Source organism: Reyranella sp., from assembly GCF_050185545.1.
Classification (GTDB): domain Bacteria; phylum Pseudomonadota; class Alphaproteobacteria; order Reyranellales; family Reyranellaceae; genus Reyranella.
This window is the reverse complement of sequence record NZ_JBFWZI010000027.1, coordinates 43,787-58,417: the sequence shown is the minus strand read 5'-3', so window position 1 is coordinate 58,417 and position 14,631 is coordinate 43,787. Positions and strand designations below refer to the sequence as shown.

Genomic DNA, 14,631 nt, shown 5'->3' with positions numbered 1-14,631 from the left:
ATCTGCCCGATTCGCTGGAGCAGCAGGTCGCCAACGTGTTCACCCACATCCGTCACGACGTCGAGGCCGCCGGCGCGACGGTCGACGACATCATCAAGATCACCTTCTGGGTGAAGAATCCGGCAGCACAGCGCGCGGCGCTGAATGGCGAATGGGTAAAGATGTTTCCCGATCCGGAGGCGCGCCCGGCGCGTCACACGCTCACCCTGCCGCCGGACAGCCGCGCCCTGGTCCAGGCCGACTTCACCGCCGTCGTCGGCTGAGTTTTGAATCGCCTCCCCAGCTTCGCTGGGGAGGTGTCGCCGTCATACGGCGACGGAGGTGTCATGGCTCTTCGCGGGCGTCCCGCCCGCTCTTCTCATGAGCGGGCGGGACGCCCGCGAAGAGCCATGACACCTCCGGCCCGATGACGGGCCACCTCCTCAGCGAAGCCGGGGAGGAATGCAAACAAACCCTAAGGACCCATCCGCATGCTCGATTCGGCAACCATCGATGTGATCGCCCGCGCCTATGACGCTGCGGAGAAGGGCCGGCACAGGATCAGGCCGCCCTCCGTCCAGTACGAGGGGTTCACGGTCGACGACGCCTATGCCGTCCAGCGCCGCTGGGTGGCGCTGAAGGTCGCCGGCGGCAACGAGATCAAGGGTCACAAGATCGGGCTGACCTCGCGGGCCATGCAACGTCAGGCCAACATCGAAGAGCCCGATTACGGCGCGCTGCTGGCCGACATGTTCTATTCGGGCGGGGCCGAGATCCCGATGAGCCGCTTCATCCAGCCGCGCCTCGAATGCGAGCTGGGCTTCGTCATCGGCCGCCGGCTCAAGGGGCCGAACTGCACCATATTCGATGTGCTGAATGCCACCGACTACGTCGTGCCGGCCGCCGAGATCGTCGACGGCTGCACCCACCGGATCGACCCCGACACCGGCAAGCCGCGTTGCGTGCTCGACAGCATCGCCGACAATGCCGGCAATGCGGCGCTGATCATCGGCGGCCGTCCGTTCAAGCCGCTCGACGTCGATTTGCGCTGGGTGTCGGTCCTGTGCCATCGCAACAACGTCATCGAGGAGTCGGGCGTCGCCGCGGCGGTGCTCAATCATCCGGCCAACGGCGTCGCCTGGCTCGCCAACAAGCTGGCGCCGTTCGACATCGCGCTGGAGCCGGGACACTTCATCCTCGGCGGCTCGTTCACCGGCGTGGTCGAGGCGCGGGCAGGCGACGTGTTCCATATCGACTACGGCCCGCTGGGCACGATCACCAGCCGCTTCGTGTGATGGGGACAATACGATGAAGTTCGGTATCGGCCAGCCCGTGCGGCGGTTCGAGGATGTGCGGCTGCTGACCGGCAAGGGGCGCTTCCAGGACGACCAGAGCCTGGCGCGTCAGGCCTACGCGGTGTTCGTGCACTCGCCGCACGCCCATGCGGCGATCCGCTCGATCTCGACCGAGGCGGCGTCGCGTGCACCCGGCGTGATCGCCGTCTTCACCGGCGCCGACTATGCCGCCGACGGGCTCGGCATGCCGAAGGCTGCGATGCCGCGCAAGAAGCGGGACGGCTCGCCGATGTTCGCGCCGCAGCGTCCGGCCTTGGTGATCGATCGCGTGCGCTATGTCGGCGATCCGGTGGCGCTGGTGATCGCCCATACGCTCGACGAGGCCAAGGACGCCGCCGAGCTGGTCGAGGTCGACTACGAGCCGTTGCCGTCGGTGACGGAGGTCGGCGCGGCCGCGGCGCCCGGCGCGCCGCGCGTGTGGGACGAAAACCCGGACAACATCTCGCACACGCTGGAGCGCGGCGATCGCAAGGCGACCGACGAGGCGTTCGCGCGTGCCGCGCATGTCGTGCGCCGGCGCTACGTCATCACCCGCGTCCATGCCCAGTACATGGAGCCCCGCGGCTCGATCGGCACCTACGATGCCGGGGACGATCGCTACACGCTCTACGCCGACGTCAATTACCCGCACCGCGTTCGCAACATGCTGGCCAACATGATTTTCAAGGTGCCGGAGAGCAAAGTCCGAGTCGTCTGCCAGGACGTCGGCGGCGGCTTCGGCGCCAAGGGCTGGCAGTATGTCGATCACCGCCTGACCCTTTGGGCGGCCAGGAAGGTCGGCCGGCCGGTGCGCTGGAGCTGCGAGCGCTCGCAGGTGATCATGGCCGACGAGCACGGCCGCGACAATATCGGTGACATCGAGCTCGCGCTCGATGCCGACGGCAAGATCCTCGGACTCCGGCTGCACATGCTGGCCAGCATCGGCGCCTACATCGCCTCCGACCGCCAGCTGCTGACGCCGTTCGGCCAGATCGGCACGGTGACCGGCGTCTACGATATCCCCGCCGCGCATGTCACGATCGACGCCGTCCTGTCGAACACTAATCCGACGGCGCCCTATCGCGGCGCGGGCCGGCCCGAGGCGGCCTACCTGATCGAACGCATCGTCGAGGTGGCGGCGCAGCAGCTCGGCATCGATTCGATCGAGCTGCGCCGCCGCAACATCATCCCCAAGGAGAAGCTGCCCTACCGGGCGCCGCTCGGTCCGTTCTACGATTGCGGCGAGTTCGAGAAGAACATGGATATGGCGCTCGCGGCATCCGACTACGCGGGCTTTGCGAAGCGGCGCGAGGCCTCGCGCGCCAATGGCAAGCTGCGCGGCATCGGGCTCGCCAATGCCATCGAGCAGGCTGCCGGACCGACGCCGGAATATGCCGAGATTCGCTTCAACCCGAGCGGTACGGCGATGATGCTGATGGGCACCAAGACCCACGGCCAGGGCCACGAGACCGTCTTCAAGCAGATCCTGCACGACAAGCTCGGCATTGCGCCTGGAGACTTGCAGTTCATCGACGGCGACACCGATCGGGTCGCCTTCGGCATGGGCTCCAATGGCTCGCGCTCGATGGTGACCGGCGGCACGGCCCTCAGCCTTGCCGCCGAGAAGATCATCGCCAAGGGAAAGCGGCTCGCCGCGCATCTGCTCGAGGCAGCCGAAGCCGACATCGCCTTCGCCGATGCCAAGTTCTCCGTCGTCGGCACCGACCGCAGCCTCACGTTGAAGCAGGTCGCCATGGCGGCCTTCCAGCCGGCCCGCCTGCCGCCCGGCCTCGAGCCCGGCTTCTACGAGGACGCGACCTACGCGCCCAAGCGCGACACCTTCCCCAACGGCTGCCATGTCTGCGAGGTCGAGGTCGATCCCGACACCGGCGAGGTGGCGCTGCTCGCCTATCTCGTGGTCGACGATGTCGGCACGGTGATCAATCCACTGACCCTGGCGGGGCAGATCCATGGCGGCGTGGTGCAGGGCATGGGCCAGATCCTGATGGAGCGGGTGGTCTACGACCCTGATTCCGGCCAGCTGCTGACTGCGAGCTTCATGGACTACGCCATGCCGCGCGCCGACACGATGTGCAGCATGAAGATCGTGGGCAATCCCGTGCCGACGGCGACCAATCCGCTGGGCGTGAAGGGCGCCGGCGAGGCGGGCTGCGTCGGGGCCATGCCGGCGGTCATGCTGGCGATCATGAATGCGCTGGCCGAGCGCGGTGTGCGCGAGCTCGACATGCCGGCGACCAGCGACCGCGTGTGGCGCGCCCTGCAATCCGCCGGCACGGCGACCAACGGAGCCTGATCATGGCGGCGATGCGAACGGGTGCCGAGTATCGTGCCAGCCTGCGCGACGGCCGTCGCGTCTTCGTGCTGGGCGAGGGCCGGGTCGACGACGTCACCACGCATCCGGCGACCCGGGCGATGGTCGAGGAATACGTCGCCTGGTACGACCGGCACCTCGACCCGGCCTGGCAGGACACGCTGCTGACGCCACCGTGCCAGGGCGGCACGCGCGCACCGCTCGGCTACCTGGTGCCGAAGACCGCCGACGACCTGGTCCGCATGGGACGCAGCTTCGCCGCGACGACCTTCCTCAGTGGCGGCAACATCACCCACACGCCGGCCTATGGCCACATGATAGCCCTCGGCGTGCTGCATGCGGTCTGCCTGCGCAACGCCTCGCCACAGCAGGTGGCCAACGCAGAGGCCCAGCGCGCGTCGATCGCCCGTACCGGCCGCTTCCTCACCTTTGCCGCGGGGGCAGCGCCGATCGGTTTCCGGCTGCGCGAGGACCCAACCCAGCGGGCGTCGCTCCGGATGGTGCGCCAGACCGATGCCGGCATGGTGATCAGCGGCAAGATCGGCATGCACACCAGCCCAGCCTATGCCGAGGACGTTTATATCGGCGCTCTCAACGGTGTCGATTACGAGGGCCATCGGGCGACCTTCACGGTCGCGGTGAACGCGCCGGGCGTGACGGTGATCTGCCGCAAGTCCTCGGCCCGCGACGCCAGTCCCTTCTCGGCGCCGCTCAGCAACCGCTTCGACGAGCTCGACGGCCAGATGTGGCTCGACGAGGTGCTGGTGCCGTGGGAGCGCGTGTTCCTCGTGGAGCCGATGGCCGAGCCGGTTGCGCGCTGGCTGCTCTGGCACCAGCTCTATTGCTGGCTGTCGAAGGCCGAGTTCACACTGGGTCTGGCGCTCGCCTGCACCCATGCCATGGGGCTGGCCGCGCACGACCAGACGATCGAGTACCTGCTCGACCTGGTCACCGCCGTGCAGACCGTGCGGAGCTGCCAGGTCGCCGCCGAGCGCGATCCGGAGTTCACGCCGGAAGGCAATTGCTCGCCCAACCATGCGCACCTTGCCGCCGGCAGCCTCGCGATGCTGAAGGCGCGGCCACTGGTGAGCGAGATCCTGCGCATCCTGCCGGGCTCTTCGCTGGTTGTCGCGCCGACCGATCGCGACCTCGCCGATCCCGCGCTGGCCGCCGGACTCGCCGAGTCGTTCGGCGGCGGCGGTTACACGGCGGCGCAGCGCTCGGCGCTCCTGCAGATGGCCTGGGATCATGTCGGCTCGGCGCTCGATCAGCGCGAATCGGTCTACGAGCTGCATTCCAACGGCGGCGTGCCGGTATGGCGCAGCCGGCTGCGCCGCAACTTCGCGAGCTACAACGAGCTGGCCAACAGCGTCGTGCGCAACCTCGGCATGGCGATGCCCGAGATCAATCTCGACTCGATCCGCAACGCCCCTCTGGTCGGCCGCCGTGTCGTGACGCCGCCCTCGGCCGGGCCGAAGCCGGCCGCCTGAGGGACGGGGCGTTCGCAATTGACATTTTCTCCGTCATCCCGACCGGAGCCGAGCGCAGCGAGGCGTAGTGGAGGGACCTTTCTTGTTGCAGAATCTGCGAGAAGGGTCCCTCGACTGCGCCGCCCTTCAGGCGGTTCCGCTCGGGATGACGGCTTTTTGCTGAATGCGAATGCTCCGCTCTGACGAGGAAGACGCCCCATGAGCCCTGACGCGATCCGCAACGGCGTGAAGGTCTGCATGTTCGACCAGTACGGCACGGTGGTCGACATGCAGGGCGGGCTGACGGCCGTCGCGACGCCGTTCCTCGCGAAAAAGGGCTGGGAGGGAAAGCCGGACTCCTTCGTCACCTGGTGGCGACGCACCCATTTCGAGAATTCGATGATCGACGCGCTGCTGCATCGCGAGCACACGCCTTACCGGGAGATCGGCCATCGCGCGGTCGCCCACGTGATGGATCGGGCCGGCATCCCCTACACGACGGACGAAGTCCGCTACCTCGTTGGCGAGATCGAGAAGCTGAAGCCGTTTCCCGAGGTGCCTCAGGCGCTCGCTCGGCTCCAGTCACGCTACAAGCTCGTGGTGCTGTCGAACGGCGACCCGGACATGCTCGAGGCGGCCAAGGCGTATCACCGGATCCCGTTCGATCGCGTGATCTCCGTCGCCGAGGCGAACTCGTTCAAGCCGCATGTCGCGACCTACACCAAGGCGGCGGAGCTGATCGGCGTGCCGGTGGACCAGGTCCTGTTCGTCGCCAACCATGCCTTCGATTGCATCGGCGCGAAGTCGGCCGGCATGCGCACCGCCTTCATCGACCGCCGCAGCAGGCCATTCGGCATCACGCCGCATCAGCCCGACATCCTGGTGCGTACAATGAGCGATCTCGCCGACGCGATTGCGTGAAGGCGCTCATGCTCTTCCGGACCGCGGGCGTCCCGCCCGCTCACGCTCTTGATCCTGATCATGAGCGGGCGAGACGCCCGCGGTCCGGAAGAGCATGAGCGGCATGAAATCCGGGTCACGGCGGCTGGTGCGGGATCGGGGCGCCGCAGGCGAGATCGGGGTCGCGCAGCGCCGATTGCCAGTTGTGCGCGGCCACGAGCTGGCCGCGCGTCAGGAATTGCGCGCCGACCAGGCTGGCGCCGGCCAGGTCGGCGCGCTCGAGGGTGGCCCGGAAAAAATTCGCGCCATCGAGCCGGGCCTCGACCAGCACGGTGTCGCTCAGGTTCGTGCCCCGCAGGTCGGCCTTGCGGAGATCGGCGCCGGCGAAATTCGCTCCCATGAGGTCGATGCCGACCAGATGGGCCTGGGCGAGATCAGGGCGCACCTCTGCGTGCGCTTCCCGCCACGCATTCCAGGCGACTACGCCGTTCTTGAGGACATCCAACTGTGACTTGTCGGCCATGGCTGTTCCTCCACCAGCAGCTCCGCCCGGCGCGGACCAATCGTGAGGCAACGCAGCGCAACCAAGCAAGGCGAAGACCTCGGCCCCGTCGGGGCGGGGCCTCGCCATCGTCCATACGCGTTCGATTCCATACCGCTCACCCGTCCCCGACAAGGGCCAGCAGGCCCTTGATCAGGTCGATGGGCCGCGGCGGGCAGCCGCGGATGTGAAGGTCGACGGGCACCACCTGGGATACGCCGCCGACGCAGGCATAGCCGCCGGCGAACAGCCCGCCATCGACCGCGCAGTCACCCACGGCCACCACCCACTTGGGATCGGGCGTCGCCACCCACGTCCGCTCGAGCGCTTCGCGCATGTTCTTGGTGACCGGGCCGGTGACAAGCAGCACGTCGGCATGGCGAGGCGAGGCGACGAAGCGCAGGCCGAATCGCTCGACGTCGTAGAAGGCGTTGTTCAGCGCATGGATCTCGAGCTCGCAGCCGTTGCACGAGCCGGCATCGACCTCGCGAATTGCCAAGGACCGGCCGAAGCGCCGGCGCGCGACCCGTGCAAGGGCGGCGGCGACCTCGGCCAGGGCAGCCGGGTCGGCGCCAGGCGAGGGTTCGGTCAGGGGACCGTGCACGAGACTTTCGAAGATGATCCTGCGCATGCCGGTTGCCTCTACAGGTCATGGCCCGAGTAGGAGCAGTTGAAGGATTTGTTGCACAGCGGGAAGTCGGCGACGATATTGCCCTCGACGGCGGCCTCCAGCAGCGGCCACTGAAACCACGACGGATCGCGCAGATGGCAGCGCTCGATCCGGCCGTCACCGGCGAGCCGCAGCCAGACCAGGATGTCGCCGCGGAAGCTCTCCACGAGGGCAGCGCCTTCGCGCGTGGCGCCGCTTGCAGCGGGGATGTCGGTACGGCTGTCGCCCGCAGGCAGACGATCAAGGAGCTGCTGGACCAGCGACAGGCTCTGCTCGACCTCGCGGATGCGAATCCAGACGCGCGCGTTGACGTCGCCGGCATCGAGCACCGGCACGTCGAAGCGCAGGGTGTCGTAGGGCGGATAGCCGGGGCTGCGGCGGGCGTCGAAGCCGCGCGCCGACGCGCGGCCGACATAGCCGCCACAGGCATACTGGCGTGCCAGCTCGGCCTTCAGGACGCCGGTCGCGACGGTGCGATCCTGCAGCGACGCGGTGTTGTCGTAGAGCTCGACGAGGGCCGGAAAACGGCGCCGGATCTCGTCCAGAAGGGCTCTCAGCCCGACGATGCCCTCGCTGCGGAGATCGGCCGAGACGCCGCCCGGCACCACGGCATCGCGCATCAGGCGGTGCCCGAAGCAGAGATCGGCCGCCCGCAGCACGCGCTCGCGCAGCACGCCGCAATGGGTGTGCATCAGGGCGAAGGCGGCGTCGTTGCAGACTGCGCCGATGTCGCCGAAGTGATTGGCCAGGCGCTCGAGCTCCGCCATCAGCGCGCGCAGCCAGACGGCACGGCGCGGCGGCTCGATCCCGAGCGCAGCCTCGACGGCTCGGGCGAAGGCCAGGGCGTAGGCGACGGTACTGTCGCCCGAAGTGCGGCCAGCCAGTCGGGCGGCGCGCTCGATGTCGGCGCCGGCCATCAGGCCTTCGATGCCTTTGTGCACGTAGCCCAGGCGTTCCTCGAGACGAACAACGGTCTCGCCGTTCGCCGTGAAGCGGAAATGGCCCGGCTCGATGATGCCGGCATGCACGGGACCTACGGCAATCTCATGCAGGCTCTCTCCTTCCACCGGCAGGAACTCGTAGGCGCGGGACTCCGGTGGCCTGTGCGCCGCGCCGAGCGGCTGGCCAAAACCCCATCGTCCATGGTCGAGCCAGGGGCGGGGTTCGGGTGTTCCGTCCGCGGCGAGGCCGAACAGGTCGCGAATGGTGGCCTCCAGGCGCAGCGCCGGTAGATGGCTGCGGGCGACCGAGGGGAAGGTCCCGTGCGGGCAGTCGAGGCTCGTCACCCCGATTCCGCCGGACGGCTCGTGAAGGAGCGCCATGTGGACCGCGGCCCTCTCACCCCACAGCCCGAGCAGCGACCAGTCTGGCGTGCCGAGGAGAAGCGTGGCGTCGCGCCAGAGTTCCGGCGTCACACGGACGCGCGGCCACGGACGATGATCGACCGCCAAGTGGCCCTGCCGCATCAGGTCGGTCATGTCGGTAATCTGCGCCATCGCCTACCCCAGCAGCCCGGCCACGTGCTGAAACCAGCTCACCAGCAGAGGCGGCAGGTAGAGGCCCGCACCGAGCACCAGCAGGAGATGGGCATAGAGCGGCACGTAGGACGCCTCGGCCGGTTTCGTGCTGCCCACCGGCTCGCCGAAGGCGATGCCGCCCAGCCGCAGCAGCAGGGCGCCGAAAGCCACCAGGAGGCCGATCAGAAGCGGGATGGCGAGCAGCGGCTCGCGGGCGAAGGTCGTGCTCACCAGGAGGAACTCGCTCAGGAAGATGCCGAACGGCGGCATGCCGGCGATGGCGAAGACGGCCAGCACGAGGCCCCAACCGAGCACGGGATGGGTTTCCGTCAGGCCGCGAATCTCGGCCATTCTCTGCGTTCCCTTGATCTGCGCGATGTGGCCGACCGAGTAGAAGATCGCCGACTTGGTCAGGCTGTGCATGGTCATGTGCAGCAGGCCGGCGAAGTTGGCGAGCGGGCCGCCCATGCCGAAGGCGAAGGTGATGATCCCCATGTGCTCGATGGAGGAGTAGGCGAACATGCGCTTGATGTCGCGCCGGCGGTACAGCATGAACGCGGCAAACAGGAGCGATACCAGCCCCATCGTCACCATGAGCGGCCCCGGCGCGATGGCGTTGGCGTTGGCCGCGAGCAGCATCTTGAAGCGCAGCACGGCGTAGAGCGCGACGTTGAGCAGCAGTCCGGACAGCACCGCGGAGATCGGCGTCGGACCCTCGGCGTGGGCGTCCGGCAACCAGGCGTGAAGCGGCGCCAGGCCGACCTTGGTGCCGTATCCCAGCAACAGGAAGATGAAGGCGGCGTTGAGCAGCGCCGGATCGAAGCGCGCCGCCGCCTCGACCAGGTAGGTCCACACCATGGCGTCGACGCCGGGGCCGATCACCGGCTGGGCGGCGAGATAGACCAGGATGGTGCCGAACAGGGCGAGCGCGATGCCGACGCTCGCCAGGATGAAATACTTCCAGGCCGCCTCGACGGCCTCGTGGGTGCGGTAGATGCCGACCATGAGGATGGTGGTGAGCGTGGCCATCTCGATCGCGACCCACATCAGCCCGATGTTGCTCGCCGCCAGGGCGAGGTTCATGGCGAACATCAGCACCTGGTACATCGCGTGATAGAAGCGCAGGTACTGCGGCGTCAGGCGGCCGATCTCCAGCTCGTGGGCGATGTAGGTGGCACTGAACACGCTGGTCGTGAGCCCGATGAACGTGGTGAGCACGATGAAGACGACGTTGAGATCGTCGACGAACAGGTAGCGTCCCGGCTCGGGCCGGTCGGGCAGCAGGAGCGACAGGGAGGCGAGCAGCGTCAGCAGCGCCGCCAGCACGTTGATGCGGGCGCCGATCCGGTAGCTCGGGATCACGGCGAGCACCGCGGCCGCCGCCGCCGGGATCACCAGGATGGCGTCGAGACCGTCGAGGCCGAGGACGCGCAGGCTCATTGCTGCGTCCTGCGGAAGCGGTCGAGCGCCTGGGCGTCGACGGTGTCGAAGCGTTCGCGGATGCGGAACAGGAAGATGCCGATGACGACGAAGGCGACGAGGACCGAGAAGGCGACGCTCATCTCGACCACGAACGGCATGCCCTTGGCGCCGGTGGCCGCCAGGATCAGGCCGTTCTCGGTCGACATGAAGCCGACCACCTGGCTCACCGCATTGCGCCGCGTCACCATCATCAGGAGCCCGATCAGGACGACGGAGAGCGCCATCGCCACGTCCTCGCGCGCCAGCCGGTCGGCCTCGGCGGTGACGCGCAGCATGACCGCGAGCGAGAGCGCGACGAAGGCGATGCCCAGCACCATGGTCGGACCGATGCCGAACACCGTCTCGATCTCGCGATGGATGCCGAGCCGCTGGATGATGCGGTGCAGCGCGACCGGGATGATGATGCCCTTGAAGACGATGGCGATCGCCGTCGTGATGTAGAGGTGCGGCGCGTCCTGGATGTAGGCCTGCCAGCCGACCGACAGCGCGAGCACGATCGAATGCAGGGCGAAGATGTTGAGCAACGCGTAGAGGCGGGTCTGGTAGAGCATCATGAAGCTCACCAGCACCAGCCCGCCGGCCAGGGCATGGGCGATATCGAACTGCAGGCCGTCCATCTAGAGCCCCCGCGAGACGAACAGCAGCAGGGTGCCGAGCAGGCCGAGCATCAGCGCCGCGCCGAGGAAGATGGGCACACGGAACACCCGCATCTTGGCGATCACAGTCTCGAACAGGGCGAGCAGCACGCCGCCGACCGCGAGCTTGCCGACCCACGCCGCGGCGCCCAGCAGGTAGGCGCCGAGCCCGGCGTCTGCCCTGACCAGGCCCCATGGCGTGAAGATGCAGGCGATCAGCGAGACGTAGAGCAGGAGCTTCAGCGACGCCGCGAGCTCGATGACCGCGAGGTGACGGCCGGAATATTCGAGCACCATGGCCTCGTGGACCATCGTGAGCTCGAGATGGGTCGCCGGATTGTCGACCGGAATGCGGGCATTCTCGGCGATCGCCACGATGATCAGCCCGACCAGCACCAGGCCGAGCGAGAGGCGCAGGCCAACATCGGCCGACAGCATGACGTCGGAGATGGTGGAAAGCTGCGTCGACTTCGCCACCAGGGCAACCGTGAAGACGATCATCAGAATGGCGGGCTCGGCCAGCGAGGCGATCATCATCTCGCGGCTCGAGCCGATGCCGCCGAAGCTGGTGCCGACGTCGAGGCCGGCCAGCGCCATGAAGAAGCGCACGCTGCCCAGCAGGGCGGCGATGGCGATCAGGTCGGCGGTCCAGCTGAACAGCAGGCTGGTGGCGAAGGTCGGCACCAGGGCGGCGGCCACCCAGGTGGCGGCGAAGATCAGGTAGGGCGCTACTCGGAACAGCCACGAGGCGCCGTCGGCCAGCACGACGTCCTTCTGCAGGAGCCGGGCGAGGTCGAGATAGGGCTGGATGATCGGCGCGCCCTGCCGGCGCAGCAGCCGCGCCTTGATTTTGCGCACGAAGCCGGTGAGCAGCGGCGCCATCAGCAGCACCAGCAGGAGCTGCCCGCCCTGGACGAGGAGGTCATGGATCAGAGCCATATCGCCAGCACCAGCAGGAGGGCGACCAGGGCCGCGACGACGAGGCTGAGATAGCGCCGGATGGTCTGAAACTGCAGGATGTTGAGCCGGCCGGCGGCGGCATCAACAGCGGCGGCGATCGGCAGATAGAGCGTTTCCCACACCAGGTCGCGCAGCTCGACCGTGAGGCGCGCCGGACGACGATCGCCGGGCGGTGGCATGTCGACGTGTTCGCGGGCCAGGAACACGCTGGTGCCGAAGACGCGGCGGATGGGCTGCGCAAAGCTGCCCGCTGTGTACTGGGTGATAGGTCGTGGATCGGGGAAGCCGCAATCCCATGGCGGGGCGCGCCGCAGGGCGCGCGAGGCGAAGCGATGGATCGCATAGACCGCGAGCGAGGCCGAGACGGTGATGAACAGGAAGATCAGGAGGCCGTTGTAGGAGCTGCGCGCCTCGGCGATCGGCACGATGGAGAGCCACGGCACGGCGACCTGCACCGGCATGCGATCGTGGAGCAGCGCGCCGACCACGGGAGCGAGCCCGTCGATCACCAGGCCGGGCAGGATTCCGGCGAGCAGGCAGAGGCCGGCGAGCGCGAACATGGTGGCCAGCGAGAAGCCGTCGACCTCGCGCGCGCCTTGCGCGGCGGGCGAGCGCGGCCGGCCGAGGAAGGTGATGCCGAAGGCCTTGACGAAGCAGGTCGCCGCCAGCGCCGCCGACAACGCCAGCATGGCGCCGACGCCGGGGATCAGGATCTTGAGGCCCCACGGCGGCAGGTCGGGGCTCTGCAGGATGGCCTGGAAGGTCAGCCATTCCGAGACGAAACCATTGAGCGGCGGCAGCGCCGAGATCGCCATGCAGCCGACCAGGAAAGTGAACGCGGTCATCGGCATGCGATGGATGAGGCCGCCGAGATGCTCCATGTCGCGCTCGCCGGTCGCTGTCAGGACGGCTCCCGAGCCGAAGAACAGCAGGCTCTTGAACAGCGAGTGGTTGAGCACGTGGAACAGCGCCGCGGTGAGCGCCAGCGCCGCGGCCCAGCCCACCTGGTAGGCCTGGAACGCCATCGCCAGGCCGAGCCCGATGAAGATGATGCCGATGTTCTCGACGGTGTGATAGGCGAGCAGGCGCTTGAGATCGTGCTGCATCAGGGCATAGAGCACGCCCAGCAGGGAGGTGACGCCGCCCAGCGCCAGCACCACCATGGACCATCCCCATTCCGGCGGCCCTAGCAGGTCGAGCACGATGCGGATGAAGCCGTAGACGGCAACCTTGGTCATGACGCCGCTCATTAGCGCCGACACGTGGCTCGGCGCCGCGGGATGGGCGAGCGGCAGCCAGACATGCAACGGCACGAGGCCCGCCTTCGAGCCGGCGCCGAGCAGGGCGAAGGTGAGCACCAGGGCCGAGGTCAGGGGAGTGGTCCTCTGGTCGCGCATCGCCGCGAAGCCGTAGGCGCCGTCGGGGCCGGCCAGCAGGGCGAAGGCCAGCAGCAGGCACAGCGTGCCGAAGCTAGCCATGACGAGGTAGACGTAGGCGGCTCGCACGTTGTCGGCCAGGCGATGATGGGCCATCACCAGCGCCCACGAGGCGAGCGACATGAACTCCCAGGACAGCAGGAAAGTGAAGGCATCGTCGGCGAGGACGACGAGGTTCATGCCGGCGAGGAACACCGGAAAGAACGGCAGCACCCGGTGGGGCGCCGGCTCGTGCCTTCCGTAGCCCAGGGCGTAGAGGCTCGCGGCGACGCTGCCCAGATCGACGACGACCAGGAAGAAGGCTGCGAGCGCGTCGATGCGGAAATGGGCGCCGAGCCACGGCAGGCCGAGCGGCAGGGTGACGGTCGAGGCGGGCGCCGGCGCGCCCAGAGCGTACAGGGCACTGGCCAGCGCGACGAGCGTGGCGACCAGGCACGTGCCGTAGACGATCGGCCGGGCGGCCGGCCGGCGCGGTATCGCGGTGCCTATCGCGGCGGCCGCGAGCAGCAGGCCGACGCAGCACAGGACGAGCACGGCTGGCATGCGCTCAACCCATCGACGCGAGGGCGCCGATCAGGGATCGCCTGTTCCCCGGCCATGCCCCTTGCTCACAGAGCCTTCGCTGTGCAGGCATCGAGCGTTCTCCCCCAGCCGTGTCGCGAGCCGGTTTCATCCGCCTTGCAGGAGACGCTACTTGACCTGACGCCGTGTGCGGTACGCGGGAAACTCCTGCGATCAGCTGACGATGACGACGCGAATTCAAGCGTATGCGACATCCTCCTAGATGTCGCGGTGCATCGCAAGGAAATCAGCGCGGCCGGCCGCGCAAGCACGGTGATCCGCGCGCCGACACAGGGAAGGTCTCTCGACTGCGCCGCCAATGGCGCCGTAAACAGCGCCTAATCGGGCGGTGCCGCTCGCGATGACGGCACGTTTTCATAAGCCGAATGCGCCGTCCGCGAAGCGTCGGCGCGCGGGTGCCTGCATCGCGGAACCCGGGACCAGGCGTCCTGTTGTCCCTGTGATGCAGGAGGCTCGCATGCCCAAATCCAGGATTGCCGGCCTGGCGGTCGTGATGTCGGCCGCGCTGTCGCTGGCGGCGCCAGCCATCGCCCAGCAACGGGGAGTCGATCTTCGCGACGATCCTTCGCGCATGCCCGAGTCCGGCCCCGGGATCGTCGGCGGCACCGGCGCGACGGCCGGACCGAACTCGAAGAACCAGGCGATCATGCCGATGCCCCGCAGCGAGCAGGAGCTTAGTGAACGGCAGCCCGACTCTCCGCTGCCTCGGGAGGTCAGGCCGATGCCGGGTGGCGCCAAGCCTCTTCCGCAGCGGTGACGCCGGCCGGTCTCAGTCGCGCCATCGCTCGCGGTAG

13 protein-coding genes are annotated in these 14,631 nt (G+C 68.2%); 6 read left to right on the top strand and 7 right to left on the bottom strand.

Annotated features, from left to right (window positions below):
- The 5 genes from AB7O82_RS10515 to AB7O82_RS10495 all read left to right on the top strand — a co-directional run.
- Window positions 1-263 (top strand): RidA family protein (locus tag AB7O82_RS10515; RefSeq protein WP_428619332.1); only part of this gene is annotated, 263 nt, incomplete at its 5' end.
- 207 nt (window positions 264-470) lie between these two features.
- Window positions 471-1,274, top strand: coding sequence for a 2-oxo-hept-4-ene-1,7-dioate hydratase (hpaH, locus tag AB7O82_RS10510; protein WP_428541977.1), 804 nt, complete (start codon window positions 471-473; stop codon window positions 1,272-1,274).
- Between the two features lie 13 nt (window positions 1,275-1,287).
- Window positions 1,288-3,627 carry a xanthine dehydrogenase family protein molybdopterin-binding subunit gene (locus AB7O82_RS10505; RefSeq protein ID WP_428541974.1) on the top strand — a complete coding sequence of 780 codons (2,340 nt, stop codon included), beginning with the start codon at window positions 1,288-1,290 and terminating at the stop codon, window positions 3,625-3,627.
- Between the two features lie 2 nt (window positions 3,628-3,629).
- Window positions 3,630-5,135: a 4-hydroxyphenylacetate 3-hydroxylase N-terminal domain-containing protein gene (locus AB7O82_RS10500; RefSeq protein WP_428541971.1), complete on the top strand. Its 1,506-nt coding sequence runs from the start codon at window positions 3,630-3,632 to the stop codon at window positions 5,133-5,135.
- 198 nt (window positions 5,136-5,333) lie between these two features.
- Window positions 5,334-6,035 (top strand): haloacid dehalogenase type II, encoded by a 702-nt coding sequence (locus AB7O82_RS10495; RefSeq protein WP_428541968.1) that lies wholly within the window; start codon window positions 5,334-5,336, stop codon window positions 6,033-6,035.
- Window positions 6,036-6,150: 115 nt separating this feature from the next.
- Here the strand turns inward: AB7O82_RS10495 and AB7O82_RS10490 are convergent, their stop codons facing one another.
- The 7 genes from AB7O82_RS10490 to hyfB all read right to left on the bottom strand — a co-directional run bounded on the left by AB7O82_RS10490 (window position 6,151) and on the right by hyfB (window position 13,798).
- Complete coding sequence (locus AB7O82_RS10490) at window positions 6,151-6,537, bottom strand: pentapeptide repeat-containing protein (RefSeq protein WP_428541965.1); 387 nt, start codon at window positions 6,535-6,537, stop codon at window positions 6,151-6,153.
- 136 nt (window positions 6,538-6,673) lie between these two features.
- Window positions 6,674-7,186, bottom strand: coding sequence for an NADH-quinone oxidoreductase subunit B family protein (locus AB7O82_RS10485; RefSeq protein WP_428541962.1), 513 nt, complete (start codon window positions 7,184-7,186; stop codon window positions 6,674-6,676).
- 11 nt (window positions 7,187-7,197) lie between these two features.
- Window positions 7,198-8,712, bottom strand: a complete 1,515-nt coding sequence (locus AB7O82_RS10480) for a nickel-dependent hydrogenase large subunit (protein ID WP_428542022.1) — start codon at window positions 8,710-8,712, stop codon at window positions 7,198-7,200.
- A 12-nt stretch (window positions 8,713-8,724) separates the two neighbouring features.
- The gene (locus AB7O82_RS10475; RefSeq protein WP_428541959.1) at window positions 8,725-10,182 is read right to left on the bottom strand and encodes a hydrogenase 4 subunit F; all 1,458 of its coding nucleotides are present in this window, start codon (window positions 10,180-10,182) and stop codon (window positions 8,725-8,727) included.
- Complete coding sequence (locus AB7O82_RS10470; protein ID WP_428541956.1) at window positions 10,179-10,841, bottom strand: hydrogenase-4 component E; 663 nt, start codon at window positions 10,839-10,841, stop codon at window positions 10,179-10,181. Before AB7O82_RS10470 ends, AB7O82_RS10475 begins: the two co-directional genes overlap by 4 nt.
- Window positions 10,842-11,798, bottom strand: coding sequence for a respiratory chain complex I subunit 1 family protein (locus AB7O82_RS10465; protein ID WP_428541953.1), 957 nt, complete (start codon window positions 11,796-11,798; stop codon window positions 10,842-10,844).
- Entirely contained in the window at window positions 11,789-13,798 is a 2,010-nt protein-coding gene (gene hyfB, locus AB7O82_RS10460; RefSeq protein ID WP_428541950.1) for a hydrogenase 4 subunit B, read from the bottom strand. The genes AB7O82_RS10465 and hyfB overlap by 10 nt, the downstream gene beginning before the upstream one ends.
- A 496-nt stretch (window positions 13,799-14,294) precedes the next feature.
- On the opposite strand from hyfB, the gene AB7O82_RS10455 reads away from it, so the two are divergent.
- Window positions 14,295-14,594, top strand: coding sequence for a hypothetical protein (locus AB7O82_RS10455; RefSeq protein ID WP_428542025.1), 300 nt, complete (start codon window positions 14,295-14,297; stop codon window positions 14,592-14,594).
- Window positions 14,595-14,631 lie beyond the last annotated feature (37 nt).